Annotated in this window: 28 protein-coding genes and 1 pseudogene; 5 read left to right on the top strand and 24 right to left on the bottom strand. The window is 56.4% G+C overall.

From position 1 onward, the window contains the following. Positions 1–7 precede the first annotated feature (7 nt). The 4 genes from menH to GY169_RS07435 all read right to left on the bottom strand — a co-directional run bounded on the left by menH (position 8) and on the right by GY169_RS07435 (position 4,423). The gene (gene menH, locus GY169_RS07450; protein ID WP_167575369.1) at positions 8–775 is read right to left on the bottom strand and encodes a 2-succinyl-6-hydroxy-2,4-cyclohexadiene-1-carboxylate synthase; all 768 of its coding nucleotides are present in this window, start codon (positions 773–775) and stop codon (positions 8–10) included. Beyond that, entirely contained in the window at positions 772–2,442 is a 1,671-nt protein-coding gene (gene menD / locus GY169_RS07445; protein WP_167575368.1) for a 2-succinyl-5-enolpyruvyl-6-hydroxy-3-cyclohexene-1-carboxylic-acid synthase, read from the bottom strand. Before menD ends, menH begins: the two co-directional genes overlap by 4 nt. A 79-nt stretch (positions 2,443–2,521) precedes the next feature. Continuing rightward, positions 2,522–3,814 (bottom strand): isochorismate synthase MenF, encoded by a 1,293-nt coding sequence (gene menF / locus GY169_RS07440; RefSeq protein ID WP_163449049.1) that lies wholly within the window; start codon positions 3,812–3,814, stop codon positions 2,522–2,524. Positions 3,815–3,961: 147 nt separating this feature from the next. Continuing rightward, on the bottom strand, positions 3,962–4,423 hold the full coding sequence (locus GY169_RS07435; RefSeq protein ID WP_167575367.1) for a GNAT family N-acetyltransferase: 462 nt from the start codon (positions 4,421–4,423) through the stop codon (positions 3,962–3,964). Between the two features lie 45 nt (positions 4,424–4,468). On the opposite strand from GY169_RS07435, the gene rnz reads away from it, so the two are divergent. The 3 genes from rnz (at position 4,469) to GY169_RS07420 (ending at position 8,033) form a co-directional block, all read left to right on the top strand. Further along, positions 4,469–5,389 carry a ribonuclease Z gene (gene rnz / locus GY169_RS07430; protein ID WP_167575366.1) on the top strand — a complete coding sequence of 307 codons (921 nt, stop codon included), beginning with the start codon at positions 4,469–4,471 and terminating at the stop codon, positions 5,387–5,389. 64 nt (positions 5,390–5,453) lie between these two features. Beyond that, positions 5,454–6,449, top strand: a complete 996-nt coding sequence (locus GY169_RS07425; protein ID WP_064544072.1) for a chemotaxis protein — start codon at positions 5,454–5,456, stop codon at positions 6,447–6,449. 288 nt (positions 6,450–6,737) lie between these two features. Continuing rightward, complete coding sequence (locus tag GY169_RS07420) at positions 6,738–8,033, top strand: MFS transporter (protein WP_191091020.1); 1,296 nt, start codon at positions 6,738–6,740, stop codon at positions 8,031–8,033. A 13-nt stretch (positions 8,034–8,046) separates the two neighbouring features. Here the strand turns inward: GY169_RS07420 and GY169_RS07415 are convergent, their stop codons facing one another. The 4 genes from GY169_RS07415 to GY169_RS07400 all read right to left on the bottom strand — a co-directional run bounded on the left by GY169_RS07415 (position 8,047) and on the right by GY169_RS07400 (position 12,160). Further along, positions 8,047–8,961 (bottom strand): LysR family transcriptional regulator, encoded by a 915-nt coding sequence (locus tag GY169_RS07415; protein ID WP_163449052.1) that lies wholly within the window; start codon positions 8,959–8,961, stop codon positions 8,047–8,049. A 174-nt stretch (positions 8,962–9,135) separates the two neighbouring features. After that, positions 9,136–9,627, bottom strand: coding sequence for a hypothetical protein (locus tag GY169_RS23400; protein ID WP_223882148.1), 492 nt, complete (start codon positions 9,625–9,627; stop codon positions 9,136–9,138). A gap of 10 nt (positions 9,628–9,637) precedes the next feature. Next, positions 9,638–11,080: an alpha/beta hydrolase gene (locus tag GY169_RS07405; RefSeq protein ID WP_167575365.1), complete on the bottom strand. Its 1,443-nt coding sequence runs from the start codon at positions 11,078–11,080 to the stop codon at positions 9,638–9,640. Positions 11,081–11,626: 546 nt separating this feature from the next. After that, positions 11,627–12,160: a GNAT family N-acetyltransferase gene (locus GY169_RS07400; RefSeq protein WP_163449089.1), complete on the bottom strand. Its 534-nt coding sequence runs from the start codon at positions 12,158–12,160 to the stop codon at positions 11,627–11,629. A 373-nt stretch (positions 12,161–12,533) separates the two neighbouring features. Here GY169_RS07400 and GY169_RS07395 point away from each other — a divergent pair, with 373 nt between their 5' ends. Beyond that, complete coding sequence (locus GY169_RS07395) at positions 12,534–13,415, top strand: hypothetical protein (protein WP_163449054.1); 882 nt, start codon at positions 12,534–12,536, stop codon at positions 13,413–13,415. Between the two features lie 79 nt (positions 13,416–13,494). Beyond that, the gene (locus GY169_RS07390) at positions 13,495–13,935 is read left to right on the top strand and encodes a GNAT family N-acetyltransferase (RefSeq protein ID WP_167577254.1); all 441 of its coding nucleotides are present in this window, start codon (positions 13,495–13,497) and stop codon (positions 13,933–13,935) included. A 197-nt stretch (positions 13,936–14,132) separates the two neighbouring features. On the opposite strand, the gene GY169_RS07385 is transcribed toward GY169_RS07390, so the two are convergent. From GY169_RS07385 to GY169_RS07310, 16 genes and pseudogenes are all read right to left on the bottom strand, one after another. Next, positions 14,133–14,498, bottom strand: coding sequence for a VOC family protein (locus GY169_RS07385; protein WP_163449055.1), 366 nt, complete (start codon positions 14,496–14,498; stop codon positions 14,133–14,135). A gap of 184 nt (positions 14,499–14,682) precedes the next feature. Then, entirely contained in the window at positions 14,683–15,165 is a 483-nt protein-coding gene (locus GY169_RS07380; protein ID WP_163449056.1) for a glutathione peroxidase, read from the bottom strand. 104 nt (positions 15,166–15,269) lie between these two features. Then, positions 15,270–16,514: an MDR family MFS transporter gene (locus tag GY169_RS07375; protein ID WP_163449057.1), complete on the bottom strand. Its 1,245-nt coding sequence runs from the start codon at positions 16,512–16,514 to the stop codon at positions 15,270–15,272. Between the two features lie 14 nt (positions 16,515–16,528). After that, the gene (locus GY169_RS07370; protein ID WP_167575364.1) at positions 16,529–17,290 is read right to left on the bottom strand and encodes an ABC transporter ATP-binding protein; all 762 of its coding nucleotides are present in this window, start codon (positions 17,288–17,290) and stop codon (positions 16,529–16,531) included. Then, positions 17,290–18,327 (bottom strand): FecCD family ABC transporter permease, encoded by a 1,038-nt coding sequence (locus GY169_RS07365; RefSeq protein ID WP_163449059.1) that lies wholly within the window; start codon positions 18,325–18,327, stop codon positions 17,290–17,292. Before GY169_RS07365 ends, GY169_RS07370 begins: the two co-directional genes overlap by 1 nt. Beyond that, on the bottom strand, positions 18,327–19,325 hold the full coding sequence (locus GY169_RS07360) for an ABC transporter substrate-binding protein (protein ID WP_163449060.1): 999 nt from the start codon (positions 19,323–19,325) through the stop codon (positions 18,327–18,329). Before GY169_RS07360 ends, GY169_RS07365 begins: the two co-directional genes overlap by 1 nt. Positions 19,326–19,491: 166 nt before the next feature. Beyond that, the gene (locus tag GY169_RS07355; protein ID WP_167575363.1) at positions 19,492–19,836 is read right to left on the bottom strand and encodes a DUF1294 domain-containing protein; all 345 of its coding nucleotides are present in this window, start codon (positions 19,834–19,836) and stop codon (positions 19,492–19,494) included. Between the two features lie 91 nt (positions 19,837–19,927). Beyond that, positions 19,928–20,887 carry a YbgA family protein gene (locus GY169_RS07350; protein ID WP_167575362.1) on the bottom strand — a complete coding sequence of 320 codons (960 nt, stop codon included), beginning with the start codon at positions 20,885–20,887 and terminating at the stop codon, positions 19,928–19,930. Between the two features lie 13 nt (positions 20,888–20,900). Further along, positions 20,901–21,431, bottom strand: coding sequence for a DUF3833 domain-containing protein (locus tag GY169_RS07345; RefSeq protein ID WP_167575361.1), 531 nt, complete (start codon positions 21,429–21,431; stop codon positions 20,901–20,903). Then, positions 21,428–21,955: a hypothetical protein gene (locus tag GY169_RS07340; RefSeq protein ID WP_167575360.1), complete on the bottom strand. Its 528-nt coding sequence runs from the start codon at positions 21,953–21,955 to the stop codon at positions 21,428–21,430. The genes GY169_RS07345 and GY169_RS07340 overlap by 4 nt, the downstream gene beginning before the upstream one ends. Beyond that, complete coding sequence (locus GY169_RS07335; RefSeq protein ID WP_163449064.1) at positions 21,952–22,437, bottom strand: DUF2878 domain-containing protein; 486 nt, start codon at positions 22,435–22,437, stop codon at positions 21,952–21,954. The genes GY169_RS07340 and GY169_RS07335 overlap by 4 nt, the downstream gene beginning before the upstream one ends. Then, positions 22,434–23,654 (bottom strand): SAM-dependent methyltransferase, encoded by a 1,221-nt coding sequence (locus tag GY169_RS07330; protein ID WP_167575359.1) that lies wholly within the window; start codon positions 23,652–23,654, stop codon positions 22,434–22,436. The genes GY169_RS07335 and GY169_RS07330 overlap by 4 nt, the downstream gene beginning before the upstream one ends. Then, positions 23,651–24,372: pseudogene (locus GY169_RS07325) on the bottom strand (DUF1365 domain-containing protein). The gene GY169_RS07330 and the pseudogene GY169_RS07325 overlap by 4 nt, the downstream one beginning before the upstream one ends. Further along, positions 24,369–25,619, bottom strand: a complete 1,251-nt coding sequence (locus GY169_RS07320) for an NAD(P)/FAD-dependent oxidoreductase (protein ID WP_167575357.1) — start codon at positions 25,617–25,619, stop codon at positions 24,369–24,371. The pseudogene GY169_RS07325 and the gene GY169_RS07320 overlap by 4 nt, the downstream one beginning before the upstream one ends. Beyond that, entirely contained in the window at positions 25,616–26,335 is a 720-nt protein-coding gene (locus GY169_RS07315; protein ID WP_163449068.1) for an SDR family NAD(P)-dependent oxidoreductase, read from the bottom strand. The genes GY169_RS07320 and GY169_RS07315 overlap by 4 nt, the downstream gene beginning before the upstream one ends. Beyond that, positions 26,332–26,766, bottom strand: a complete 435-nt coding sequence (locus GY169_RS07310) for a nuclear transport factor 2 family protein (RefSeq protein WP_163449069.1) — start codon at positions 26,764–26,766, stop codon at positions 26,332–26,334. The genes GY169_RS07315 and GY169_RS07310 overlap by 4 nt, the downstream gene beginning before the upstream one ends. Positions 26,767–26,863: the final 97 nt, after the last annotated feature.

The raw sequence follows: 26,863 nt of genomic DNA, 5'->3' as shown, positions 1-26,863 counted from the left end.
GCGATTCCTATAAGTTAGCAGGCAAAATCTGCGCCAGACACGCGACGACGCCTGAGGGATTTTCCCGGTGCGCGTTGTGTCCGGCATCACGAATAATATGGCAAGGCAGCGCCAGCGTTTCGGCAATCGCCTGAAACTTGCGGTCGTGCTCGCCACAGAGATACCAGAAAGGGAAAGTACGGGCTTGCAGCGCCGGACGCAGATCGTCCTGCACCGCGAGAGAGGTGGCCAGCAGCATCGCCGCCAGCCCAACGCCGTGGTTCTGCTGGCGTAGCGCCACCAGCGCATCGCGCTGTTCGGCGGTCAGGCTGGCGAACACCGGCTGCTGATACCAGTCGGCAAAGACCTCAGCCAGCGGCTGCTGGGCAAAACGCTGCGCCCACTGTCGGTCGTTGCGCCAGCGCTGCGCGCGCTCGGCGTCGTCCATCAGGCCGGGATGACCGCCTTCGACGATAACGCCTGCCAGGCCGTCTGCCCGCGAGCCACAGGCGTAGTGCATCGCCACCCGGCCGCCCAGCGAGTACCCCACCAGCCAGTAATTAAGTATGTTGTAACTAAGCAACGTCGCCGTGAGCAACGCATCCACGTCGGCGAAGCCGTCTACCTGCACGTTCGCCGAGCTACCATGGCCGGGGAGATCGATATACAGCCGGTTGGCGCGCGTAAAGCGTTCGCCCACTGGCTGCCATTCCCGATGGTCGCCGGAAAAACCGTGCAGGAACACCAGCCACGGCTGCGTTGGGTCGCCCCGCTCGGCGACGGCGTGGAGAATCATAGATGACTCACCTGCGCCAGCAGTTGTTGCAGCGTTTGCGCGCCGTCGGTGTCGTTAACCACCAGTTCAATCACCGTGGTTGCCGGCGCACGCCAGGCGGCAGCGAGTGCGGACTCCAGCGCCGCCCAGTCCTGCGGCTGATGGTAGTTCAGGCCAAACATTTTCGCCGCATGTTCAAAGTGCACGTTCTGCGGCATGGCGTAGAAACGCTCGCGCTCTTCCACCGGTGTCGGCAGCAGCGAAAATATCTGCCCGCCGTTATTGTTGACCACAATCAGCACCAGCGGCGCGGAGACCTGGCGCAGCAGCGCCAGCGCGTTAAGGTCGTAGAGCGCCGAAAGATCGCCGACGATTGCCAGCGTTGGCCGCGCGCTGCCGCGCTGCACGCCTGCCGCCGTCGAAATCAGCCCGTCAATCCCGCTGGCGCCACGGTTGCTGTAGACCGGATAGCCCGCAGGCAGCTGGCCTAAAGCGTCAATCAGGCGCACCACGAGACTGTTGCCGACAAATAGCTGCCCTTGATCCGGCAGATAGTGGCGAATACGGTGCGCCAGCTGCGCTTCGCCGAAACGCTCGCTCTGGGCAGCCACCGCCTGCCAGGCCTGCGCGGAGAGCGCCGGAATAACAGTGGCCCACGGCGCGCGTTTTTCAGCAGGATGCTTCTCCAGCCACTGCTCGATATTGCTGACCAGTCGACGCCCGCGATGGTGTGCCGGGTCCAGGCGGCCGGGGAGCGAGTCTACCAGCCAGTATTCGTCCGGCTCGCAGGCAAGCTGCCATTGCAGCACCCGTTTGCCGGTGAGGCTGCTACCGATTTGCACCACAATATGCGCCTGTTGCAGCTCGCTGACCGCCGCCGGATTACCCAGCCACAGATCGGCGCAGGGCAGCGGTTGCCCGGTTTGCGACAGTACGTCGCCAATCAGCGGCCAGCCCAGCGTTTTGGCCCATTCGGCGACGCGTTTGCCCTCTTCCGCGCTCATGCGCCCCGCCACCACTACGCCGCGTTTCTGCCGCCAGAAGAACCAGTCGCGCTGGACCGCGCTCTCCTGATGCAGCGCTTCGCGCAGCCAGGGTTTATCTCCCTGCCACCAGTCGCCCAGCGCCTGCTGCCAGGCCAGCCCGGTGTCATCCATATCGCCGTACAGCGGTTCCGCGAACGGGCAATTAATGTGAACGCCGCCAGAATGCAGCGCACCCAGCGCATCATCCACCACCGATACCAGCCAACGAGCTGGAATATCCTGGCTCGGGCGCGGTAGCGATACGGTCTGCGAAGGGTGCGAAGCAAACATTCCCGGCTGGCGAATCGCCTGATTCGCGCCGCAGTCAATCAGCTCCGGCGGACGGTCGGCGGTGAGGAGAATAATTTTTTCACCGGTCAGCCCGGCTTCAATCAGCGCAGGATAGAGGTTCGCCACCGCGGTACCGGAGGTGACGATAACGGCCACCGGCTGGCGGCTCACTTTCGCCAGGCCCAGCGCCAGATGGCCAAGGCCGCGTTCATCAAAATGGGTATGATGAATAAAGGCGCGGTTTTCCGCCGCCGCAAGAGTGAGCGGCGTTGAACGCGACCCGGGGGCAATGCAAACGTGGCGCACGCCATGACGGGTTAAAGCTTCCAGAATCACCGCCGCCCAGCGTCGGTTAAATGCGCTTACTGACATGAATTTGTCCGGTATCAAATATTGCGACTCAGTATAAAGACTACGACAGCGTAGGATTTTGATATGAGTCGATAATGTTCTATTCAGAGAATAGCAATGAGCGCAGCCCCGCCGCTTTATTTTCGATTTCCTGCCACTCCTGCTCGGGGTCGGAGCCTTCGACAATCCCGGCCCCCGCATACAGCCGCACGGTCTTGTCCTCCACCCTGGCTGAACGCAGCGCGACGCAAAACTCACTCTGCTGCCGCGAAAGATAGCCCGCGGACCCCGCGTACTCTTCACGGGTAAACGGTTCAAAATGGTCAATAAACGCCAACGCCGCCGCTCTGGGTAACCCGGCGACCGCCGCCGTCGGCTGAAGCTGGAGCAGGCACAGCGTGTCGTCCGGTTGCGTGAGTTCTGCCTGAATGCGACGGCGCAGATGCTGTACCTTACGCAGGCGGACGATTTCCGCAGGCAGCACATCCAGCGCGTGCGTGACGTCCTGCAACCGCTGGCAGATATCGTCAACCACCAGACCGTTTTCCCGCTGGTTCTTATCGTCGTGCATCAGCCAGTCGCCCAACCGCTGCGCGATGACCGGATCGTCATGCGCGGCCACCGTTCCGGCCAGCGCCTCGGTCAGCAGCTGCACGCCACGTCGCCGCCATAAACGTTCCGGCGATGACCCCAGAAACGCCCGGCGAGCGTCAAAGGCCATGTAGAAATGATAGCAAGAGAAATTGACCCGGCGACTGGCGGCCATCAGCGCACCGGCGTCCGGCGCATGGCTGAAAGTGAGGTCCGTCGCGCGCGCCAGCACCACTTTCGTGAACTCACCGTCGCGGATCGCCTGGGTCGCCTGCTGAATCAGCCGACACCAGCCCTCTTTGCCTGGACGATGGGTTTCGCTCTCCTGATGCAGCGAGAGTTCAGCAGAGGAATGATGGGCGCTGAGCGCCGCCAGACAGGCCCGCGCCCGCTCGGCGTCCTGTGCCAGCGAAGTCTCGCTCCACAGATTCAACCGCAGGGTGGCCCGGCCAGCTTCACGTCGCCATTCCAGACGCGGCAAAAACAGCGTGCCGCGTGTCGGTTCAAAGGCATTAACGCCACACACGCGGATGTCATCACGCGGCAGCGTAGCAAGAAAGGCATTCGCCTGCGCCAACGAGGAGAACGTGCACACGGTGTCCAGCGCGGCAATCTCTTCCTTGCCGCTGCGCTGCTGCCAGTAAAATTGTGGCCAGACCGCCTGACCGTTCAGCCAGGCGAGCGGGTCAAAGGCATCATTCAGAGGGAAAGCTGCTTCAAGGATTCGCATGCCGGGCAACGCGGGAAAATCGTCTGCCAGAAGCGCTGACAGGCGCTGCAACGCCGCTAAAATCGAACGCACGCCAACCTCCCTATCATAAAAACCACATAGTATAAGGGGTACTACCCGTAAATTGCAGTACCCACGATTAGGGAGTAAATAAGCGCGAAGGCAATATCGCACTGAAAATCAACGGACTTTGTCTTTTACTATAGCCAGGATTCGCGGTTATGCGCGCACCGCTTCGCGCGCCATACCCACGTGCGGAATGCCGTCCTCGTCATAAACGTCGGTGACGGTAATAAAGCCATACTGGGCATAAAAATCGCGCAGATGCGCCTGTGCGCCGAGGTAGAGCGCCCGCTGCGGCCAGCGCTGCTGGCACGCGTCGACGGCCCGCGTCATAAGCTGATGGCCTAAACGTTCGCCGCGCACATCGGCGCTGACGATGACCCGGCCAATCACCACCGGCTCAATCTCTTCCTCGCTCACCAGAATTCGTGCATAGGCCACCAGCCGGTCACCCTTCCAGCCCAGCAGATGACGGTTCTCGCCCAGCAGATCGTCACCGTCCACATCGAGGTACGGACAGGTTTGCTCCACCACAAACACTTCGCAGCGCAATTTCAGCAGCGCGTACAGCGCCGGGACGGTGAGTTCAGAATGGTGCAAATCTTGCCAGCGAATCATGGTAGGCTCCTTAGACCTTATTTTTACCGCCAGGGGCGCGGCACTATGCAATTGACTTTTTTAGGCACATCCGCGGGCGTGCCAACCCGTACCCGCAACGTAACAGCAATGCTGCTGAACCTGCAACATCCGACCCAACCCGGGCTGTGGCTTTTTGACTGCGGTGAAGGTACTCAGCACCAGTTGCTGCATACGCCATTTAACCCAGGCAAGATTGAGCGTATTTTTATCAGCCACCTGCACGGCGACCATCTGTTTGGCCTGCCGGGGCTGATTTGCAGCCGCTCGATGGCCGGTAGCGCTCAGCCGCTGACGCTGTACGGCCCAACGGGGCTGAAAGAGTTTGTTGAAACGACGCTGCGCCTGAGTGGTTCATGGACCGACTTCCCGCTGACGATAGTGGAGATCAGCGCCGGCGAGATCCTTGATGACGGGCTGCGCAAAGTGACCGCCTACCCGCTAAATCATCCGGTAGAGTGCTATGGTTTTCGCGTTGAAGAACACGACAAACCCGGTGCGCTGGACGCAAAACGGCTGATTGCCGACGGCGTCCCCTTCGGCCCGCTGTTCCAGAAGCTCAAAGCAGGCGAGCGCATTACGCTGGCGGATGGGCGTATCATCGACGGCGCTGACTATCTCGCTCCGGCGACCCCCGGCAAAAAAATCGCCATTTTTGGCGATACCGCCCCCTGCGAAGCGGCGTTGGCGCTGGCCCGTGACGTTGATCTGATGGTCCACGAGGCTACGCTGGAAGCGGCGATGGCGGAGAAAGCCAATAGCCGCGGTCACTCCTCAAGCGAGCAGACCGCTAAACTGGCGCTGGCGGCCAACGCCAGGCGGCTGATTATCACTCACGTGAGTTCGCGCTACGATGCCGAAGGCTGTCGCCGTCTGCTGGCCGAGTGCCAGAGCCACTTTGCGAACTGCGAGTTGGCGGAGGATTTCGCCACCTTCACGCCAGAATAACGTTTTGCCTCAGCGTGCCGATAACTCAGCTAATAAGTTCACGCTGTATCATGCTGAGGGCACCATGGATAACTTCCAGAAAGAGATCGACGACAGGGCTAACCTGACCCTGTCCAACCGTTTTGAGCTGCTGCTGTTCCGTCTGGGCAAAGCCTCGCAGAGCGAGGCTTCAGAGCTGTACGGCATCAACGTCTTTAAGCTGCGCGAAATTGTCCCGATGCCGAGCTTCACCCGCCCCGCGGGTATCAAGCCGCCGCTGATGGGGATGGTGAATATTCGCGATCAGATCATCCCGGTTATCGATCTCGCCGCCGTCACGGGGTGCACCCCGAGCAACGGACTGAATATTCTGCTGATTACCGAATACGCCCGCAGCGTGCAGGCATTCGCCGTGGAATCGGTTGAGAACATCACCCGCCTCGACTGGACGCAAATCCACACCGCCGAGAAAGCGGTCAATGGTAAGTACATCACCAGCATCGCCTGCCTCGACGACCATCAGGAGAGCAACAACCTGGCCATGGTTATCGACGTGGAGCAAATTCTGTATGACATCACCCCGTCAAACCACGATCTGCACGCCAAAGCGCTCAATCCGCGTAAGTTCAACATTAAGCCGGGGGCAACGGCCATTGTCGCTGAAGACTCGAAAGTGGCGCGCGCGATGCTGGAAAAAGGGCTCAAGGCCATGGATATTCCCGCGCAGCTGCACGTCACCGGCAAAGAAGCGTGGGAGAAAATTGAGCTGATTGCCCAGCAGGCGGCGCAGGAAGGGGTACCGGTGAGCGACAAAATCGCCCTGGTGCTAACCGACCTCGAGATGCCGGAGATGGACGGTTTTACCCTCACCCGCAAGATCAAAACTGACCCGCGTCTGCGTAATATCCCGGTGGTGATCCACTCTTCTCTATCGGGCAACGCTAACGAAGATCACATCCGCAAGGTTAACGCCGATGGCTACGTCGCCAAGTTTGAGATTAACGAGCTGGCCTCGGTGATTGAGCAAGTGCTCAATAAATATGGCAATAAGAGCGACGCTGCGCTGCATTCAGTAAGGTGATCCTCCCTGTGGCTACGCGCTCTGTTGCGTAGCCAGCCCTCACCGCCTATCTGCCGAAATGATCACGGTCACAAAACGCAGTCATCATTTTTGGCATGCGATCAATCCCCTTCGCACAACAGATACTTGTTAAAGCCATGTTGCAACTGACTGCATAAAATTGTTAACGCTGATTAATGCGTAATACGCATCAGTCGATGATTTTAATGCGCTTATCTCCTTCATTGTCCTGATCCAGTCTGCTGAAACAGGCGCGCTATAAGCGTCACGAACAGACTGGAGATAAAAATGCATCTACCTGCTACAACAATGACCATTCAGGCAAGGGCTGGCGCAATTTTGCGCGTCACTTCAGGTAACTTTCTGGAGCAGTTCGATTTTTTCCTGTTCGGTTTTTACGCCACCTACATCGCGCATACCTTTTTCCCCGCCAGCAGCGAATTCGCCTCGCTGATGATGACTTTTGCCGTCTTTGGCGCCGGTTTTCTGATGCGGCCAATCGGCGCGATTGTGCTGGGCGCTTACATCGATAAAGTGGGACGCCGTAAAGGGCTGATTGTCACGCTCTCTATCATGGCTGCCGGCACGTTTCTGATCGTCCTAATCCCCTCTTATCAGGCCATCGGCCTGTGGGCGCCGCTGCTGGTACTTTGTGGCCGTCTGTTGCAAGGATTCTCCGCGGGCGCGGAGCTGGGCGGTGTATCGGTGTATCTGGCAGAGATTGCCACGCCGGGCAATAAGGGCTTTTATACCAGCTGGCAGTCAGGTAGCCAGCAGGTGGCGATTATGGTGGCCGCGGCGATGGGCTTCGCGCTGAATATGGCGCTGGAAGAGAGTACGATCCACGACTGGGCCTGGCGAATTCCGTTCCTGTTCGGCTGCCTGATCGTACCGTTTATCTTTTTGCTGCGCCGCAAGCTGGAAGAGACGCAGGAGTTCCAGACCCGTCGCCATCATCTGGCGATGCGGGATGTTTTCAAAACCCTGCTGGCCAACTGGCAGGTTGTTGTAGCGGGCATGCTGATGGTCGCTATGACGACAACCGCCTTCTATCTGATTACCGTCTATGCCCCGACTTTCGGTAAAAAAGTGCTGATGCTCAGTGCATCCGACAGTCTTCTGGTCACCCTGCTGGTCGCCATCTCTAACTTTATCTGGCTGCCGATTGGCGGCGCGTTGTCGGATCGTTTTGGCCGCAAAACGGTGCTGGTGACGATGGCGCTGCTGGCGCTCATCACCGCCTACCCCGCACTCAGCATGCTGGCTCACGCCCCGAGCTTCAGCATGATGCTGACAGTGCTGCTGTGGCTTTCTTTTATCTACGGCTTGTATAACGGCGCAATGATCCCCGCGTTAACGGAGATTATGCCGGTAGAAGTGCGGGTGGCGGGGTTTTCACTGGCGTATAGCCTGGCGACCGCGGTGTTTGGCGGATTCACGCCGGTGATATCAACCGCATTAATTGAATATACCGGCGATAAAGCGTCACCGGGCTACTGGATGAGCTTTGCCGCCGTCTGCGCGTTGTTAGCGACGCTGTATCTGTATCGCCGTCGGGCGCTCTCGCTGCAAACCAGTCATTGAAGCCGCCAGCGCGTTAAGCTCCGTGACGGTGTCCAACATGATACTGTTCGGTGATGAGCTTTTCTAACTCGGCGGCGACATAGGACTGCATCCGCCCGTTACGTCTGATAAGCCCCACCGTCCGTTTCACCTCCGGGTGAGTCAGCGGACGGTGGGTTAAGACGGAGTGTTCTGCGGCGGGCATCGACATGGCGGGCACCGCAGCGATGCCTATCCCCGCTTCAACCATCCCCAGCATCGTCGTCACATGCCGCGTTTCACAGATGCTGGGCCGCTCTGGCGTCACGTCCCCCAGCATTTGATCGAGTAAATTACGGTTGCCGGAGGTTTTATCGAGGCTGATATAGTCGTATTGATAAAATGCCTGCCACGTCAGGCTTTTTTGACGGGCGATGGGGTGATCGCGTCGGCAGGCCGCCACGTAGACGTCCGCTACCAACGGCAAAAACTCGATATCCGGCTGTAAATTGCACGCAAAGCAGATGCCGAAGTCGGCCTGTCCGCTGGCGACCGCGGCAATGACGTTTCCCGCGCTGCTATCAATTATCTTAACCCGCACGCGAGGATAACGCAGTTGGAAGCGACGAATCACATCCGGCATAAAGTAATATGCCGCAGAGGGCACCGTCGCTACCGTCACTAACCCAACGCGATCCTGGCTCGCTTTATTGACGTCGGCCAGCACCGACTCGACGTTCATCAGCAGCTGACCGGAACGTTCCGCAAAAGTCTGCCCGTAGAGCGTCAACGTCACGTGGCGGGTGGTTCTGTCGAACAGCTTAACCCCCAGCGCCGACTCCAGCTTTTCAATCCGGCGACTTAATGCCGACTGCGAAAGGCAAATTGATTCCGCGGCAAGACGAAAGTTGCTGTATTCCACCAGCGCGCGAAACGCATAGAGATCGTTAAGATCAAAATTGACGGCCATCGCTGCGCGCCCTCTGTTCTGATGATGATCGCGGAGAAACACGGTTAACACATCTTTTGACGACGTCAATCCAGCGTGGGAATTTGAAGCGTGTTGCTGTCGAGTCGGCGTTCATGCACTGCCCCTGTTGTTCACATAAAAGCATCATATCAGCAACAAACGCATCGCGTCCCCCTATTCCAGACGCCAGGGAAAGAGGTGAATCAGGTTACTGGCCAGCGGGTACAGGCCCAGGCTCTCGGTTCTGGCTTTCACTTCGTCCATAGGCAGACCGGGAATGGGCTCACGCCCTCCCCAGATAAGCAGGCCACGACGGGCGTAATCCTCCATCACTTCGAGGGTTTTGCCATTATTCAGCCTGATCAATACCTTGTTGCCTTTGACTGTCTGCAGACAGCGCGCCGCATCGGCAATATGCATCGTTATGCCAACGCTATTTTCCTGACCCAGGGCCACGACAATGCCGTTTGCCGCCACGGGCGTGATGTTCAATGGCACCGGAGGCTGACAATCACTGCGAATAGACAGACCGTGAGGAATGGTCGGCGGTAAAGGTGTGGGGCTTTCAGAGAGCTCAAGCCGCATGCCGTTTGCAAACTCAACAATCAGCTGGCTGCCCTTTTGCAAAACCAGCTCGCCCTGTTCACTGACAAGAAAAATATTCATACGCGATGCTCTAAGGAGTCATGGTGTGGTCAACACGATTAATCATATAGGGGAAGAATGGGTTAGATGACATTCGCATCAAGAAATCCAGTTCCACGACCAGCGTCGAACGCTCACCGCGTGCGGCGAAGGTGCCCAGGCTAATCCCAAATTCATTTCGCGGTTCGGGGTAACGTCCATAGAGGGAATCACTCATCGGGAACGGTAGCGCAATGTGGGATAGCGAGTAAATATCGCGCGGATAGTCAATGCCCAGCGGTTCAACCATGTCATTCACCTCACCCGCAGGAAGAGTGCGCGCTTCGCTATCGGTGGAGGTTGTCGAGGCGGTCGACACGATGGTGACGCCGTATTTTCGCGGTGGCGAGGGCAGCATCCGGGAGAGCGCCGTCGTCGACGAGGCCCGCAGCAATGGCGTCACGCTCGCCGCCGGGTTCAGGTCAAACAGCACCACTTCACTGCCGTTTGCCGGCAGCCTTTCATATAAGCCGGAAATGACGGCGGCGCTGCTGACCGTCGAATCCACTACCGACTGGAAGGTCAGTATCGGCGGCAGCGCATTCAGCGTGTGTTGTCGGGAAGCGGCAAGCAGCTGCGTTTGCAGCGCCTGGGTTAGCCCGTAAGACTGACGTGCGGCATTGACCGGGAACGAGTTGTATTTAAAAGGATTATATTCGGGGACAATGCCAAGCCACGCGGCTTTAGCAAATGCCGGAAACACCGCCGGCCAGCCCGCAACCCCGGCAAAACGGGCAAAAGCGGTAATGCCAATCATCGGTGAGATCAGAATCACCTGCTGCGGTTTCGCCAGCGAGGGGTCATCCAGCGCATCCAACGCGTATTTCAGCGCCAGCGCCCCACCGTTTGAATATCCCACCAGATGCAATGGCAGCTGTTTTGCCGTCAGCGCTTTTGCCTCTCGTACCGCCAGCCGGGTGGCAGCAGCCCAGTCTTGCCAGTCCACATCCGTGAGAGCTCCGGGTACCGTGCCGTGCGCGGGTAAACGAATGCCAATCGCCACGTAGCCGTGCTGCTGATAGTTTATCGCGATGTGCCGCATGCTGTAGGGCGAGTCGGTGAGCCCATGCAGTAACACCACCGCCCCTTTCGGCTGGCCCTGCGGTTTCAGGATAAAGGAGCGATTCCAGTCGACGGCAAAATGTCCAGGATAATTCGCGCTTTTGGCGTAATAGCGATTGAAGGGGATCTGCTCATCAGGGGCCAACTTGTCGGTGACATTGACGCGAACTGCCTCAAAAAGACGGTTTTCCGCATTGATGTAATCCTGCCAGCTGGCTTTATCTATCTCTTTCGCGCGCATCTCGTGCGGCACAAAGGTATGCCAGCGCTGCAATGCAGGCTGGCTCTGGATGTCGTAAACACGCGTACCCAGCACGCCAAGCAGTACGAAAACCACCAGCAAAACAAAGCGTTTAGTCCATTTTATTAGCATGATGGTGATGCAGTTCCTTATGTCAGGCTCGCGGGGAATTATTTTTATTATGAATAATTTATAGCGTCTGTCATAACTGATTCAGCATTCGAATTTTTGCCCGGCCAGTTGTCGGCGGCTTTAACCAGATAGCCTTTGTACTGACTATCTGATGTAAAAGTATGTTACGCCCTTATTCATAATGAGTGCTGGTAACCCGTATTCTTGCTCTGCTGCCCGGTAAATAAATACCCATTCTGGCAGCTCTTTACTTAGTTTCTGCAAAACGCGCAGATCTTTTCGGGCAAGCTCTGGCGTATTAATGACATCTCCGCGGGAAAGCGTACCGACATGCAGCGAGCTAGCCCCCATTACACCACTGAACAGGTAACTTTTTCGTCTGAATTACGTGTCAGGAAAGTTGTGATAGGGGTGTCAGCGAGGAGCGGACATTCTGTCAGGAATCACAGGATTACTTTTTCTCCATAACCAGTGATCCATTTGAATCACATGAACACTCCTGATTTTCATTTTTTTGACAATGGCAAAGTTGACACTTAATTGAAACTAAACAGAGGACAGTGGACGGATTAACAGGCGTACATTTCTATTATGGTATTTAACATGATTCTGGTATTGAAAACCAAATCGCTCAGCCAAATAATTTGAACGCTGGTTTTCTTCCGCAATAATACAGCATACCGGGGAGGTAAATGTCTGGTCGGCCCAGCCTAAGATCGCTGCCAATGCCTCATTGGCGTAACCCTTTCCGCGCATTTCTGCGATGATTGTCCATCCGGCTTCTGGATAGGTTAATGCTGGCTCAATATTACGATGCGCATCCTGAAACCCAAAAGCGCCAATATAAAGATGGGTCGCTTTCTCAAAAACGGCCCAGTAACCATAGCCTAACGCATGCCAGTGGCCTATATAACGTAACAAGCGAGCCCATACTGCTTCTGACGTGGGAACTTCCCCGCCATTTATCTTAACCATTTCTGGATCAGCCCAGCATGCCTGAAGAGCAGAAAAATCTTCCAACGTGAAATGTTTTAGAATTAAGCGCTCAGTCTCTAGCTGAGGAGCCTGCTGCAAAATCATCATATCTCCTTGAATAGTCAGGTTACATTGGCTGTTTTTTTTAATATAAATTGCAATCAGACTAAAACATTAACATAAAATTAACAATAAATTCTTCCCACAAAAATCATCTGTACGCATCATTATCGGCAATCAGTCAATAAACATGATGCTCCAAAACAAAACGGTTCGCTTTTAGCACTGAGCAGACAAGCTAACAGAACTGAAGGTTCCTATGAGCGAGGAGCAGACCTGATTGTACAAAGCATGTAGCCAGATTACGGTGAATTCACTGATTGACAAGTGAGTCAAATCTGACGAGCATCCAAGGAAACAAAACTGCGCTAACGTAACCAAATCTGAATAACTGATCGGTTCACGAGGACAACACATAGTGTCATTTAATAATAAAAACCTGTTTATTACTTTCTTATCCCTCTGCACATTTCAGGCTTATGCAGCACAATGCACTGGGGAAACCTTCGCTAAAAACAAACTGAACAACTTCATCCTTCTGAGCCAGCAGACAAGAACTGAAATTCCCAAATCTGTATCAATGACTATTGATAGTCCTGATGGGTATCTCCGCACATCGGTTCAAAGCAACTTCAGTCAATGCGGTGAGCTAATTGGCGGCCATATGAAAGAGGTCAAAACCTCAACAGGCCAGGAAACCGTTTTCACGGCAACCTCTGAAATTCAGTTGAATAAAACAGAATTTGGCTGGAGCATCCAGGGAGACTCAAACGGGGTCATAACCGATAAGAAAAGCCAGAAAACCACACAGGTATATCAGCAGACTCTTGAGGGAATGTACCAGCTTAACAATAAAGGAATTATCAGCCGCGCGATTAATCGATCAATTATCGCGGCCACAAAACCGGAAGATAAAGACAAAACCACAGTGAGCACAATCGACTACGCCTTCAATTCGTCAGGATTACTGGCAAGCGCAACAAGCAAAGGAAGTATGGCGATAGATAATAATACGATTGTATACAGTTATGATGACCATCATCGCCTGATCAAAACCCAGTCACCCTCAACCATAGAAGAGTATGGCTATGATAACCAGGGCCGCGAGTTGACCCTGAGCAAGACCCAAACCTATTTCACCATCGAAAAAAATCTGACCACCTGCGAGGAGTGGAACACACATGGAGAGTGCACTCATGCCAATATGGATATTACGATCACCCCAACCGATCGGACAGGTAAACAATATGTCGACAAACATAACGCCGTAATGACGGCGAAATATGAATACTGGAACTGACCATTTCACCTACTACTGTAAGTATCCCTACAAAAGAACCACCAACTTTTCACTAAACGATTATGAAGGAGGTTATGGCATGGTCTTAATCAGGACGCCAAAGTTAAAAGATATACCCTCTCTAAGTAAGTTGTTTCTGCAACTGGGATATCAAACAGAGGGAGAACGCTTAGAAAAGCACATTGCGCAGGAGCATACCGGTCTTAGCATATTGGTTGCCGAATCAGAAAAAGAACTTTGCGGGGTTATTGTGATGAATTTTATCACGCCTCTGCATGAAAATAGCTTATGGGCATTAATTTCAGCTCTGGTCATAGATGAATCATTGCGAGGGGCAGGGATCGGGCGGAAGCTCCTCATCGCCGCTGAGCAAATCGCCCTGGAGAAAGGATGTTCTCAAATTGAGCTTTCAAGCAGTGAAAGAAGAGTCAGAGCACACAAGTTTTATGAAGATAATGGTTATCAGGAAGTGAGGAAGCGTTTTGTTAAACACCTCGACGACGTTCCCGTTGTAAATTAACGCCCTCGCAAGGTTTGCATTGTTCGCTCCTGGCGCAAACTGCGAAGCATGGTATCCCGTAGCATCCGCCGTTTCCCGGATGCACAGTTTCTTTACCTGCCGGTATGAGGTAAACAGCCAGACGACGTTTACCCAACATTTATCACAGTCAAAAAATGCCCCTCCCCGTCCCAATCCCTCGGATAGCTGGCCTTTAATCATCCCGGCGCATGGCAGACCGCCTCAATATTATGACCATCAGGGGCAATGACAAATGCCGCATAGTAGTTTTCACCGTAGGAACGTAAGCCTGGCGCTCCGTTATCCTGGGCGCCCGCACGCAAAGCGGCATTGTAAAACTCATCAACTTGCTGCCGGGTTTTGGCGACAAACGCCAGATGCAGAGGAGCCGGTTTGTCATTCGTGTGGAACAGGCAAAGTGAAACATTGTCGGAACTCATTTCAACACCGTAATCCGGTGTGCCTTCATCGATAAGCTTCACGCCAAGCGGCTGAAGCGCGTTGAGGAAGAACGTTTTACTTTTTTCGTAATCACTTACGCCGAATTTCACATGATCGAACATTATTTATTCCTCGGAAAAGATGAACAAATAAAGAGTATAGAAAGAGATTTAAGTTAAATTCATTTAAGAACGCGTCAATGTGATGAGCATCAATTTTAAAGATCGCGATATCGACAGCATCAGTCCTGTTTGTTTTTTTAAGCTCCGCCCGAGCATCCTGAAATAAAATTAAATAACAGGAAACTCAGATATCAAGCGCGGCCTTAATTGCAGCTTCCATTTTCTCCGGGGTCGTCAACGGCGCAAAACGTTTAAGCGGTTTGCCGTCGCGGCCAATCAGAAACTTGGTGAAGTTCCACTTGATTCGCCCACCCAGCACGCCGGGCAACGCATCCTTCAGATAACAAAACACCGGGTGCGCCGCCGCACCGTTGACTTCCACTTTCTCGAACATCGGGAAGCTCACACCATAGTTGATGTGGCAGGTCTGCGCGATGTCATCTGCATTTCCGGGTTCCTGCTGACCAAACTGGTTGCAGGGAAAACCCAGCACCACCAGCCCCTGGTCGGCATACTTCTTGTAGAGCGCTTCAAGACCTGCGTATTGCGGCGTGAAGCCACAATGGCTGGCAGTATTGACTACCAGAACCAGCTTACCGGCGTAGTCGGCCATCGGGATAAGCTGACCATCCAGACTCGTCGCGGTGAGTTGATAAAAACGATTCATATCGGGATCCTTATGGCAAAACATTGTCGTCATCGAAGCAATTCCGATTTCCCACCACGCAGCCAGTTAACAGCAATACACCTGCGAAGGCCTGGGCAGCTTCCTTAACCAAATCGGGTTTTGGTGAGCAACGGGCGGCAAATCAGCACCATCGCCACGGCGCTACACAGGGGAAACAGCGCCAGCAAAAGCCAGGGATAGATGGCCTGCGTTGAGGGGGTCAGCGCCTCGTCAAGCAGCCCGCCAAACGCTAAATTCCCCGCCAGCACCGCGACGCCGCCGGCAGTAGCGAGCGCGCCATAGTGCGCGCCAAGCGTCGACTCCTCAGCAAAACGGGGGATCAGATCCTTAGCCGACGGCACCAGCAGCATTTGCCCTAAGGTCAGCAGCGTCACAAAACATATCGACGGAATCAATCGCTGCCAGCCTTCTGCCGGCGGCGTCGAGGCGAACAGCGCCACGCTGGCGAAAGCGGTGGAGAGCAGCAAAAAGCCCACCGGCAGGATCCTGACGGCCCCCACGCGATGAGCAACTCGCGCCAACGGCAGCTGCAACGTCACTATCAGCAGCGAGGCGAGCATAAACAGCGGCCCGAGATCTTTTTCACTACCGCCCGCGCGCTGGATCTCAACGGGCAGCGCCAGATAGAGTTGGTTATAGCTTAGCAGCCACGAACTGTAGGCAATAATAAACGCCACGAAACGCGGCTGACGAAATGTCGTCCACCACGGCAGAATGTTGATCTTCTGCGTGCGGCGCGGCGCGGCGGGCAAAGCGAAGGAGAGCAGAACCAGCGCAACGATAAACACCCCTGCCCCCGCCAGCGCAACCTGGCGAAAACCAAGGCCCGTCAGCAGCGCGCCCAACGCGGGCCCCAGGACGGCACCAAGCTCACCGCAGACCGCAAACAGCGCGAACCACTCCGCGCGGCTGCGTTTGCCGCTCGCCTCACTTTGTGTTCCCGCTTTGGCCAGCAAGGCTTCAATGGAGGGTGAGAACAGCGCCCCGCCGATCCCCGTCAGGCAGGCTCCCAGAATAATCGGCCACAGCGATTGGCCCAGCGCCAACAGCAGATATCCCACAACCCGGATAACACAGCCAATCAGGATAATCGCACGCGCGCCAAACCGGTCGGAGAGCGCGCCGCCGATAATAAACATCCCCTGCTGTGAGAAAGTACGCAGCCCCAGAATCAGGCCAATCAGCCCACCGGAAAGCAGCATGTCGTCGCGCAGAAATATCGCGAGAAACGGCACTACCGCATAGAAGCCGATATTAAAGACAAACTGGCTACCCAGTAATACCGGCGGCCAGAGCGTCGTGGCGGGGCGCAGGGGAAAACGCAGCATGCAATTATCCGGCCTTAAACAATAAAGTGGATATGTTTTTTACCATGGAAGCGGGAAATCTCAATTTTGGTCTTCACGCGAAAAACATCCCACAGCAGTTCCTCACTGAGAATATCCTGCGGCGTTCCGCTGGCGATAATTTGCCCTTTTTGCATCACAATCAGCGAATCGCAGAACATGGCGGCATGGTTCAGATCGTGAATAGCCACAATGCTGGTCACCAGCAGTTCGCTAATCAGCTGCATTAACTGCATCTGGTGATGAATATCGAGGTGGTTGGTCGGTTCATCAAGCAGGATTTCCGTCGGCGTCTGCGCCAAAGCACGGGCGATATGCACCCGCTGACGCTCCCCGCCGGACAAACTCAGCCACCCCTGCTCGCTTTTATCCAGCATATCAACGCGCTGCAGCGCCGCGGTGACGGTTTCGTCATCGTGCGTGCTCCAGTTAGAAAACGGCGTATGATGCGGAATTCGCCCCAGTTTGACCACGTCGCGAACGCGCATATTGGCTTCGGTCATACCGTGCTGCTCAACAAACGCCACCCGGCGAGCAAGCTGCTTTTTCGCCATCTTCGCAATGTCTTTACCGTCGAGCGTCACGCAGCCCGCATCCGGGCGACGCAGGCCTGCAAGAATGCGCAGCAGCGACGATTTGCCGCAGCCGTTAGGGCCAAGCAGCCCCACGGTTTCACCGCGCGCAACCTGTAGCGAAACGTCGTTGACGATGACCTTTTTACCGACCTTCCAGGTAATATGTTCAGCGCAGATACTCATCACTTATTCCTTGAACGGTAGATAATGATGGCAAAGAATGGCACGCCGACCAGCGCCGTCACCACGCCTACCGGCAGGCTTTGCGGCGCAATCAGCAGGCGAGAGGCGATATCCGCCAGCACCATTAAAATCGCCCCGGCCAGCGCGCAGGCAATCAGCAACGTGCGGTGTAGCGGGCCAAAGAAGAAGCGCATCACGTGGGGCACCACCAGCCCAACGAAACCAATCGAGCCGGCCATGCTGACGATGGTCGCGGTGATAAGCGCGGTGGTGGTAAAGAGGATGAGGCGCACCCAGGGGACCGCGATCCCCAGCGAGGCGGCGGCATCGTCGCCAAAGGTGAATGCATCCAGCGCCCGGGAATAATACAAACAAACGGCCAGGCCAATCACCACCACCACCAGCACCAGCTGGAATTCCGGCCAGCGCACGCCGCTAAAACTGCCCAGCAGCCAGAACATCACGTCACGCGCCTGCTGCGCGCTGGCGGAGGTGCTGATGGTGTAGGCGGTAATAGCGTTGAACAGCTGAGAAGCGGCAACGCCCGCCAGAATAGTTCGTTCGTTCCCCCCACGGGCACCGTTGGTCAGAAAAGCCACGAAGGCAAAAGCGGCAAAGGCCCCGGCAAACGCCCCGGCGGACAGCGATACCGCGCCGGTGCCGATACCCAGCACGACCACGGAAACCGCCCCCGTCGACGCCCCGGCAGAAACGCCGAGGACATAGGGTTCCGCCAGCGCATTCTTCAGCAGGCTCTGTAACACCGCGCCGCAGATAGCCAGCCCCGCGCCACAGCAAGCCGCTACCAGCGCGCGGCTCAGGCGAAAGTCCCAAATCACGCTTTCATAGATACGATTAAGCGGAACGTCGGTCAGCCCCATCTTATTACCGATGGCGTAAAAGACGTTTTGCAGCGGGATGGCAAGCTCTCCCACGCTGACGCCAACCGCAATCACCAATAATAACAAGATGATAGATAACAGGCACGAGGTGGTCAGAAACAGCCCCTGTCGCGACGCAATAGCGGCAGCCGTCATCAGTTGAGCCCCAGTTTTCTGAGCTGTTCGCCCACCTGTTCAGCGCCGTAAAGAGTGCGGATGGTCGGGTTCATCGCCTGCCCGTCCATCACCACGATATGGCCTTTTTTCACCGCATCCAGCTGGCTGACCGCCGGATCGGTTTTCAGGAATTTGATTTTTTCTTCTGCGTTATCCAGCGCCCAGCGGTTACGGTCGAGGCTGGAGACCACAATCACATCCGGGTTTGCCGCGATAATGCTTTCCCAGCTTACCGTCGGCCATTCGGTTTCAGACGTAATGGCGTTATGGCCGCCCAGCACGTTGGCGATAAAGCCCGAGGCGCTATTTTTTCCCCCAACGTAGGCATCAGCTGAAGGCGATGCGCTGGAGAACCAGAAGACGAAGGAGAGATCTTTTTTATTCTTGCTGAACTCCGCGCGCAGCGCATTTTCACGCTTTTTGAAATCCGCCACCAGCGCGGTGCCCCGGTCCTGCACATTAAAAATGGTGGCGAAGTCTTCAATCTCTTTATACAGCCAGGTCATGTCCCAGAGCTGCTGGCGGCTGCCGTACATATCGCCCGTGCCTTTTTTGGTGGCGCACATGCCGGGTGAAACATAGCTGTTTACGCCGAGGGTCGCGAAGTCTTCGCGTTTAGCGACCTTACTTTCCGGGCCTAATAAGAGGGGGTTTTGTGACGGAACAAAATCAGGGTTTTGCGCCAGAATAGATTCAAGCGTAGGAATCTCCACCGTCAACAGTTTGATTTTTTCATTCTGCTTCGCCAGCTGCGGCAGCACCTTCGTTGGCCAGAAGGCGCTGGCGACCACGTTATTTTGCAGGCCGAGCAGCAGCAAAATCTCCACCGTATTTTGCCCCAGCGCCACAACGCGCTCCGGCGGTTTGCTGAACGTCTCTTGATAGCCGCAGTTTTCAATGGTCAGAGGATAGGTCGTGGCCATAGCCGAGCTGACCGACGCCAACACCAGGCCCAACGCGCAGAGGGTCTTTTTCATTTAAACGCTATCCTTCATCAAAAGGGTTATCGAAAACCGGGTGGTCTTTTTTTAATGTAAATGAAACTCATTACTGAGGCGGAGTTTTATACAATGACCCATTTAGGGTGTCAATGAGAGATAACGCCCGCGGGTTAGCATGACCGCGGGCAGAATGCGTTGAGGGTCAGAAAGCGCGAAACGGCGAGAAATAATAGATGGCGATGGTGGCAGAGATACTGACGATGACGCTGATCATAAAGTAGGTTTTAAAGGGCTGCTTTTGGGTTTTATGGCGAAAAACTTGCTGCCCGATCATCGCGCCAACCCATCCCCCTACCACGCCAAAGAACAGCAACGTCGCTTCCGGCACTCTTCGCCAGTCCTTGCGAGCCGCCATCTTATCGACCCCGTAAATCACCAGCGTCAGCAGGTTCGCCAACAGCAGCCACATCATCACAGGATGCGCGGTAAACAGGCTCGCGATCGCCGCGAGGGCCAGCAGCAAATAACACCAGCGGTTGAGATTCATAGAATTAACGGCAGTCCTGTTTAAAAGATTTTAACGCCGCATTATACGCAGTGTCGGCGGCGGGAAGATACCGACGCCGACTCTCCCAACGCTAATTCACCGCCAGACGCAGCGCCAGGTCCTGCGGATACGGGTCGAAATAATTCTGCGTCAACAGATAGCCATCCGGGTATTCCGCAAGATAGTGTTTCAGTAGCGTCATCGGCGCAAGAATGGGCAGCACCCCCGCACGATAATGGAGAATCACATCCCGCAGCTCCGTACGCTGCCGCGTGTTGAGCTGATTACGAAAGTAGCCCTGAATATGCATCAACACGTTGGTATGGTTTTTACGCGACGCCGGTTTCTTGAGAATAGCCATCAGCTTATCGCGATACGCCTCAAAGAATGCGTCCAGATCCTCCCACGTATGCAGTGAGGCGACAAACGGCCCAATCTCCCGATACCCGGCCTGGTGATGCGCCAGCAGCTGCAGTTTATAGCGACTATGAAAATCAAGCAGCGCCCGCCGCGTCAGGCCATTTTTACGCAGTTGCTGTAGCTCATGCAGCGCAAAGACCCGCTCAACAAAGTTTTCTCGCAGCAGCGGATCGTGCAGCCGCCCGTCTTCTTCCACCGGCAGCCACGGGTACTTCGCCATCAGCGCGGCGGTAAACAGCCCCGTTCCTTCTTTACGCCCGCGATTGCCCTTCTCGTCATACAGCCGCACCCGCTCCATACCACAGCTGGGTGACTTCGCGCAGACGATAAAACCGGATAGCTCGCCTAATCCGGCCAGATACCCGGCGCTAAAGTCGGCCATTTTTTCACTGACGTCTTCATGAGGCGCGTGGCTGAACCGCATACGGATATCACCTGCGGTGGTTTGCACCAGCCGCAGCGCCGGGCGGGGGGTCGGCAGGCCAATCGCCATCTCCGGGCAAATGGGCCGGAATGTGACCCACTGCGCCAACCGGTCCATTACAAAGTCCGTCCGTTTATGGCCGCCGTCGAAGCGCACGGCCGCGCCGGTTAAACAGCTGCTGATCCCAATCACCGGTTGCGTTTTCATGGCGTCCTCCTCGTTATGGCGCTTTACGGGAGAAGAACAGCGTCACCGTACCGACGGTGAAACCGAATTTCTTCATCTCGGTTTTGTTAAACAGATGGTTGCCATCCTGCAGATACATCCAGTCGTCAAAATGCAGTAGCCAGGTTTTGCCGTTGGCTTTCACATTCATGCTGTAATGCCAGTTGAACGCGTTTCCCGCCGCCTGCCCTTTGGCGACCCCTTCGATGTCTCCGGCGGTTCCCTCATAACGATCGTCGCCAAGCCGTCTGATGTGCCACACCCGCTGCTGCTTCTCGCCATCGTCATAAACAAACCGTTCATTCAGGGTTAAGGTATTGCCCACCACGTCGCCATTGATAGCCACGTGGAAACGTCGCAGCTGTTTGCCGCTGCGATCCTGAACCATCCCCCATGCCTGAGTTTCCCCCTGGAAATACTGGAAAATATCCAGCCGAGGTTGCTGCTGGCGGTAGTCGGCGATGTCGGCGCTACAGCCCGTCAGTTGCATCATTAAGGGCAGACTTAAAGCCAGTAAACGTTTCATTTTTGACCTCCTGTGAGCTGCTGGCGCAGCTCCGGGTATTGCGTACGCGGATCGAGCCAGATGGCGAGAAAGTTGTGGCTGAAATCCGCCGACTGCCGTGGCCCCAGCGGCATAAAGCGCGTTTGCGCCGCCGAGGCGCGGTACCAGAATTGCCCCTGTTTATCGTTCAGCACGAAGGCCAGCTGCGTACCCGGTTCGACGTCCGGCCATAATTCCGCCAGCATGCGCAGCCAGGCCTGACTCTGCGCCTCACGCGCCAGAATCCCCTGCGCCTGCCACTGCTCGCGGGTGGCGTTAACCAGATCCTCCCGCTCAATATGCCGGGCGTAAGTGATGATCAGCGCCTGATCCTGAGTTAACCCGTGATATTGCCCGTCCGGCGCGCGGAGCTGGGAGGTATAGACCGTGAACGGCCCCCAGGTCAGCGTCGCGTCGCCGACTTTCCGCCAGCTCAACCAGTCCGCGGCAACGGCCGATGGCGCAGCGACGGCCAGACACAACAGCATCAGTAGCGCAGATTTCATTGCCGTCTCCCCAACAGAATGTGAAATAACAGCATTAACACCAGCCAGCCTGTCGTCAGCGCGCCGACGACGACAATCGTCGGTTGCAAAAAGGTGATGGCGCCCAGACGTTGTCCCAGCCAGTAGGCGATCGGTCCGCCGCAAACCGCCATCAGCGCCAGTATCCATCCCGGCAGCGTGGTTGAACTGGCGAGCTGCGTCCAGACCGTCGCGAACATCAGCCATAGCGCAATCATCCAGAGCGGCAGTACGCCTTCGCCATGAAAATCAATCAGCCCCGTCAGCGCCCAGAGCGCATCCAGACAGCTGCCCGCCACCGCCAGCAGTAACGCGTATAAACGGCGCGCGGTGGGCAGCAGCATCAGGGCCAGAATGGCTATCCCGAGCCACAACACCAGTCCTTGCTCCCGAAAGAACACCACCAGAAACCAGTAAAGGTCGAAGCCGACGGCTAACAGAAAAATCTGCAGATAGCGTTTCATACGCGCTCTGCCGTCAGTTGCACCACGCTTATCGTGCGGGCGTTGAAACCGGCCTCGCAGTAACCGAAGTAGTACAGCCACATCCGGCGAAAGCGTTCGTCGAAGCCCAGTTTCTCGATATCCTGCCAGGCGTGGGTAAAACGCTGCCGCCAGTGCGCCAGCGTGCGGGCATAGTCCGGCCCCATATCAAACAGGTTGCGCACCACGAAATCGGTATGCCGCGTCATCAGTTCGCTCATCACCGTGATGCTGGGCAAAAAACCGCCGGGGAAGATATAACGCTGAATAAAATCAACGCTTTTGCTGTAGTCACGATAGCGCTGATCCTGAATGGTGATCGCCTGAATCGCCATTTTCCCCCCCGGACGCAGGCGCGCCTGGCAGGTGCGGAAGAAGGTGGGTAGATAGCGTTGGCCGACGGCCTCAATCATCTCCACCGAGACCAGTTTGTCGAACTCCCCGGTGAGATCGCGATAGTCACACAGCAACACCTGCACCCGATCCTCAAGCCCGGCGCGGGCAATGCGCGCTTTCGCCCACAGGAACTGCTCCTGCGAAAGCGTGGTGGTGGTGACGCGGCAGCCATAATGCCGCGCGGCGAATTCCGCCATCGCGCCCCACCCCGTACCAATCTCCAGAAGATGATCGCTGGCGGTCAGCGCCAGCTGCTCGCAAAGACGCGCCATTTTGGCCTGCTGAGCCTGCGTCAACGCCTGCTCATCGTCAGTAAACAGCGCGCTGGAATAGAGCAGCTCTTCATCGAGAAAGTGCGCATAAAATTCATTACCGAGGTCGTAATGCGCGGCGATATTTTCTCGCGCCTGCTGGCGATGGTTGCGACGCGTCCAGTGGCGCAGGCGTTCGATGGGCCTGCCCAGCAGACGAAAGCCGTTCTCCAGCTTTCCTAGCGTGCTGCCGTTGAGCGCAAAGATCTCCAGCAATGACGTTAAGTCATGCGTTTGCCACTCGCCGTCAATCCAGGCTTCCGCCGCCGCCAGGCTTCCTCCGGTCAGCGCCCGCCAGTACACCCGGGGGGAGAGAATATGCACTTCGGCGCGCAATGCGGCAGACGCGTCGCCAAACTGAAAGGCTTGCGCCCCTTCCCGCACCGTCAGCGAGCCGTGGCGAATGCCGCTCAGCAGCCGGAAAAGCAACCAGCGCGCGATGCGGACGTTGCGCGGAATATCGGGTTCAAGCGCAAAGACGGGATCGGTCATGATCGTTTACTCCTGCTCACGGATGGGTGTATAGCGGCACGCGCTTGAGCCACAGCTTCAGCGCCTGCCAGTAAATAGCGAGTACGGTTTTCAGCGTCATCAACGGGATGCGCAGCAGCAGTGAACGCAGGTTTGTTCGCGTCAGCGGCTCGCGTTTCAGCGTCAAGGTGGCATCAAATATCTTCGCCGTCTGATGATTTTCGATGTGCATATGCAGCGTTTTGCCCGGCGGGTTAAAGCGCCAGTGATAGATCATGTCCATCGGGTTAAACGGCGAGACATGGAAGGCTTTTTCCACCGGCCGCAGCGCCTGGGCGTCGACGGCATAGTAGTGGCGCTCATTCCACGGCGTATTACGGACTTCGGCAAGCACCCACCGCAGGCTGTCTGAACGGTCATAGCAGTAGTAAAAATTGACCGGATTAAAATGGAAGCCGAGGTAGCGCAACTGCGTCAGCAGCATAACGCGGCCATCAGGCTGCTCGCCGGTCAGCAGGGCAAGCTGCTCCAGCACGCGCGCTTTTAACGGCGTTCCCAGCGGATAATCCGCATCATAGAACGCCGCCGCCGCGAAGCGATTGCGCTTCACCCCCACGCCGGGAAGCTGTGGCAGTTCATCCAGATCGAGCCAGGCCATAAACACGTGGTAGCAAAACTGGTGCGCCTTGGGCTGAAAACGGCGATGGCGTAACACGCCCTGGTAAAGGCAGCTGTTCATTTGAGCGCCCCTATTCCGTGCACGACATCCAGCGCGCTGCGAACCCCGTCCTCGTGAAAACCGTTATACCAGTAAGCGCCGCAGAACCAGCTGCGATGCAGTCCGTTGATTTCGCTGCGACGCGCCTGCGCGCGCCAGCTTTCCGGGTTAAACAACGGGTGCTCGTAAACAAAGCGTCGCCAGACGTAGCGGTCGTCAATCGGGGCGTCGGGATTGAGCGTGACGCAGAACAGCGGGCTGCCTGCGGGCAACCCCTGCAGAATATTCATGTTGTAGGTGACACAGGCGCTGTCCCGCTCCTGTTCGCTCAGCCGATAGTTCCAGCTTGCCCAGGCGCGTTCACGCACCGGCAGCCAGCGGCGGTCGCCGTGTAACACCACCTCATTGCGCTGCCAGCCGATAGCGCCCAGAACGTCTTGCTCGGCAGGTGTGGGTTCCTCCAGCATCGCCAGCGCCTGTCGGGAGTGGCAGGCGAAAATCACCTGATCGAAGGCGTGGACGGCGTCTTCAAGCTGGATTTTCACCCCTCCCTCGTAGCGAATCACCTGCTGTACCGGCGCGTTGAGGCGCAGCGTCAGACGATCGCCTGACTGTTCCAGCATCGCGCGGATATACTCCCGCGAGCCGCCGGGTACCACATACCACTGTGGACGGTCGCGGATATCCAGCAGGCCGTGATGCTCAAAGAAGCGTAAAAACAGCGGCAGCGGAAAACGGCGCATTTCGTGTAGCGATGATGACCAGATTGCCGCGCCCATCGGCAGGATGTAATGACGGGCAAAAAAGGCGTCAAAACGGTGCTCTTCGAGGAACATCTGCAAAGTGGCGCACGGGTCGGCATCGTTTAACGCCTGTTTGGCCAGACGATTAAAGCGGACAATCTCCTTCAGCAGCCCCCAGAATGCCGGGTTCACGAGGTTACGTCGCTGGGCGAACAGCGAGGTGAGCGTGTGGCCGTTATATTCAAGGCCGCTTTGCGGGTTATGTACCGAGAAACTCATCTGCGTTTTCTGGCCGTGGATACCCAGTTCGCTCAGCAGCCCCATAAAACGCGGATAGGTGCGGTCGTTGTAGACGATAAAGCCGGTATCAATGGCGTAGTGTCCCTGCGGCGTAGCGACATCAACCGTCGCGGTATGGCCGCCCGGCGTCGCTTCCGCTTCAAAAACGGTGACCTGATGATGGCCGGCGAGCCGCCAGGCGCAGGTCAGCCCGGCGATGCCGCTGCCAATAATCGCGATCTTCATGAGCGCACCATCCTGCGTAACAATACGCGTTGCAGACATGCGGGAAGCCCGGCTAACGCGCGTAGCGCGATGCCAAAAGCGGTCGGGAAGGCGATATGGTTTTTCCCTTTCGCAATCCCGCGGCGAATGGCTTTCACCGCATATTCCACGCTCACCTGAGCGGGCATGGGGAAGTCGTTTTTGCGGGTTAGCGGCGTATCGACAAATCCCGGAGAAACCACGGTAACGGCAACGCCTTTCGGCTCCCAGTCCAGACGCAGACAGTCGGCAAACCAGCTTAACGCCGCTTTCGACGCGCCATAGGCTTCCGCCCGAGGGAAGTGCAGCCAGTGCGCCATTGAACTCACCAGCACCACGCGGCTGCCGCTAATCAGCTGCGACTGCAAGGCTTCCAGACAATTGACCGGCCCCATGAAGTTGGTGGTCATCACCCGCGCGACCCGCTCAGCGTCGATGACGCCGCGTTCGAGATACTCGCAGGTTCCGGCACAGAGAATGACCAGATCGGCGTAGCACCCCTGAAGCGCCTGGCGACAGGCATCCAGGTCGGTCATGTCGAACTGCAGCGCGGTGATATTGGGGCTGTACAGGCGCAGCGTTTCCAGGCGCAGGGCATCGCGGCCGCAGGCAATGACGTGATAACCGTCATCGGCCCACGATTTTGCCAGCCCGGCGCCAATACCGGAGGTTGCGCCGGTGATGAGGACAGTCATCATGAGCGCACCCTCCGTTTGACGCCACGCACCGCCCAGCCCAGCACCGGCAGGTGTTCGTAGAGCATCTCGCCGGCATCGTAGTAATCGCGCTGGTGAACGATCCGGTCATCCTGAATCTTAACCATCGAGCACCCTTTCAGGGCCAGCGATGCGCCTGCGGCAATGCGGGGATGCGACCAGTGCATGGTCCACGCCACGGCACAACGCGGCGCGTCATACAGCGGCGTCTCAATGGCAAAGCGGCAGGCGTTGACGTTAGCCAGCAGGTGCGTGAAATAACGCTGGATCGTCAGCAACCCGCGATGGGTGCCGAAAGGATCGACAAGCGTGGCATCCGCATCATAGATCGCGGCAAGCGCCGAAGCGGGCTGGCTGTCCAGCCCGGAGTAGTAATCAACAAACCTGTCGATGACGGATGGCAATGCGCTCATAGATCCTACCTTGTCGTGCAACAACATCGTGTGATGGCATACTTAAAACTTACACAATTAATAATATTTGTCCAAGTTTTGGATGAAATAAATTTTT

The sequence above is a fragment of the Kluyvera genomosp. 3 genome (assembly GCF_011765685.1).
GTDB classification, from domain to species: Bacteria; Pseudomonadota; Gammaproteobacteria; order Enterobacterales; family Enterobacteriaceae; genus Kluyvera; species Kluyvera georgiana_A.
This window is presented reverse-complemented; position numbering and strand designations above follow the sequence as displayed.

Bases quoted from the DNA above. Each gene is read 5' to 3' on its own strand.
- GY169_RS07425 (WP_064544072.1), top strand. From the start codon at position 5,454: ATGGATAACTTCCAGAAAGAGATCGACGACAGGGCTAACCTGACCCTG.
- GY169_RS07310 (WP_163449069.1), bottom strand. From the start codon at position 26,766: ATGAGCGCATTGCCATCCGTCATCGACAGGTTTGTTGATTACTACTCC.
- GY169_RS07365 (WP_163449059.1), bottom strand. From the start codon at position 18,327: ATGACGGCTGCCGCTATTGCGTCGCGACAGGGGCTGTTTCTGACCACC.
- GY169_RS07385 (WP_163449055.1), bottom strand. From the start codon at position 14,498: ATGTTCGATCATGTGAAATTCGGCGTAAGTGATTACGAAAAAAGTAAA.
- GY169_RS07370 (WP_167575364.1), bottom strand. From the start codon at position 17,290: ATGAGTATCTGCGCTGAACATATTACCTGGAAGGTCGGTAAAAAGGTC.
- GY169_RS07320 (WP_167575357.1), bottom strand. From the start codon at position 25,619: ATGAAGATCGCGATTATTGGCAGCGGCATCGCCGGGCTGACCTGCGCC.
- GY169_RS07390 (WP_167577254.1), top strand. From the start codon at position 13,495: ATGGTCTTAATCAGGACGCCAAAGTTAAAAGATATACCCTCTCTAAGT.
- GY169_RS07355 (WP_167575363.1), bottom strand. From the start codon at position 19,836: ATGAATCTCAACCGCTGGTGTTATTTGCTGCTGGCCCTCGCGGCGATC.
- GY169_RS07345 (WP_167575361.1), bottom strand. From the start codon at position 21,431: ATGAAACGTTTACTGGCTTTAAGTCTGCCCTTAATGATGCAACTGACG.
- GY169_RS07375 (WP_163449057.1), bottom strand. From the start codon at position 16,514: ATGCTGCGTTTTCCCCTGCGCCCCGCCACGACGCTCTGGCCGCCGGTA.
- GY169_RS07350 (WP_167575362.1), bottom strand. From the start codon at position 20,887: ATGAAAACGCAACCGGTGATTGGGATCAGCAGCTGTTTAACCGGCGCG.
- GY169_RS07380 (WP_163449056.1), bottom strand. From the start codon at position 15,165: ATGAATCGTTTTTATCAACTCACCGCGACGAGTCTGGATGGTCAGCTT.
- GY169_RS07340 (WP_167575360.1), bottom strand. From the start codon at position 21,955: ATGAAATCTGCGCTACTGATGCTGTTGTGTCTGGCCGTCGCTGCGCCA.
- menD (WP_167575368.1), bottom strand. From the start codon at position 2,442: ATGTCAGTAAGCGCATTTAACCGACGCTGGGCGGCGGTGATTCTGGAA.
- GY169_RS23400 (WP_223882148.1), bottom strand. From the start codon at position 9,627: ATGAATATTTTTCTTGTCAGTGAACAGGGCGAGCTGGTTTTGCAAAAG.
- GY169_RS07435 (WP_167575367.1), bottom strand. From the start codon at position 4,423: ATGATTCGCTGGCAAGATTTGCACCATTCTGAACTCACCGTCCCGGCG.
- GY169_RS07415 (WP_163449052.1), bottom strand. From the start codon at position 8,961: ATGGCCGTCAATTTTGATCTTAACGATCTCTATGCGTTTCGCGCGCTG.
- rnz (WP_167575366.1), top strand. From the start codon at position 4,469: ATGCAATTGACTTTTTTAGGCACATCCGCGGGCGTGCCAACCCGTACC.
- GY169_RS07405 (WP_167575365.1), bottom strand. From the start codon at position 11,080: ATGCTAATAAAATGGACTAAACGCTTTGTTTTGCTGGTGGTTTTCGTA.
- GY169_RS07330 (WP_167575359.1), bottom strand. From the start codon at position 23,654: ATGACCGATCCCGTCTTTGCGCTTGAACCCGATATTCCGCGCAACGTC.
- GY169_RS07420 (WP_191091020.1), top strand. From the start codon at position 6,738: ATGCATCTACCTGCTACAACAATGACCATTCAGGCAAGGGCTGGCGCA.
- GY169_RS07360 (WP_163449060.1), bottom strand. From the start codon at position 19,325: ATGAAAAAGACCCTCTGCGCGTTGGGCCTGGTGTTGGCGTCGGTCAGC.
- GY169_RS07315 (WP_163449068.1), bottom strand. From the start codon at position 26,335: ATGATGACTGTCCTCATCACCGGCGCAACCTCCGGTATTGGCGCCGGG.
- GY169_RS07335 (WP_163449064.1), bottom strand. From the start codon at position 22,437: ATGAAACGCTATCTGCAGATTTTTCTGTTAGCCGTCGGCTTCGACCTT.
- GY169_RS07400 (WP_163449089.1), bottom strand. From the start codon at position 12,160: ATGATTTTGCAGCAGGCTCCTCAGCTAGAGACTGAGCGCTTAATTCTA.
- menH (WP_167575369.1), bottom strand. From the start codon at position 775: ATGATTCTCCACGCCGTCGCCGAGCGGGGCGACCCAACGCAGCCGTGG.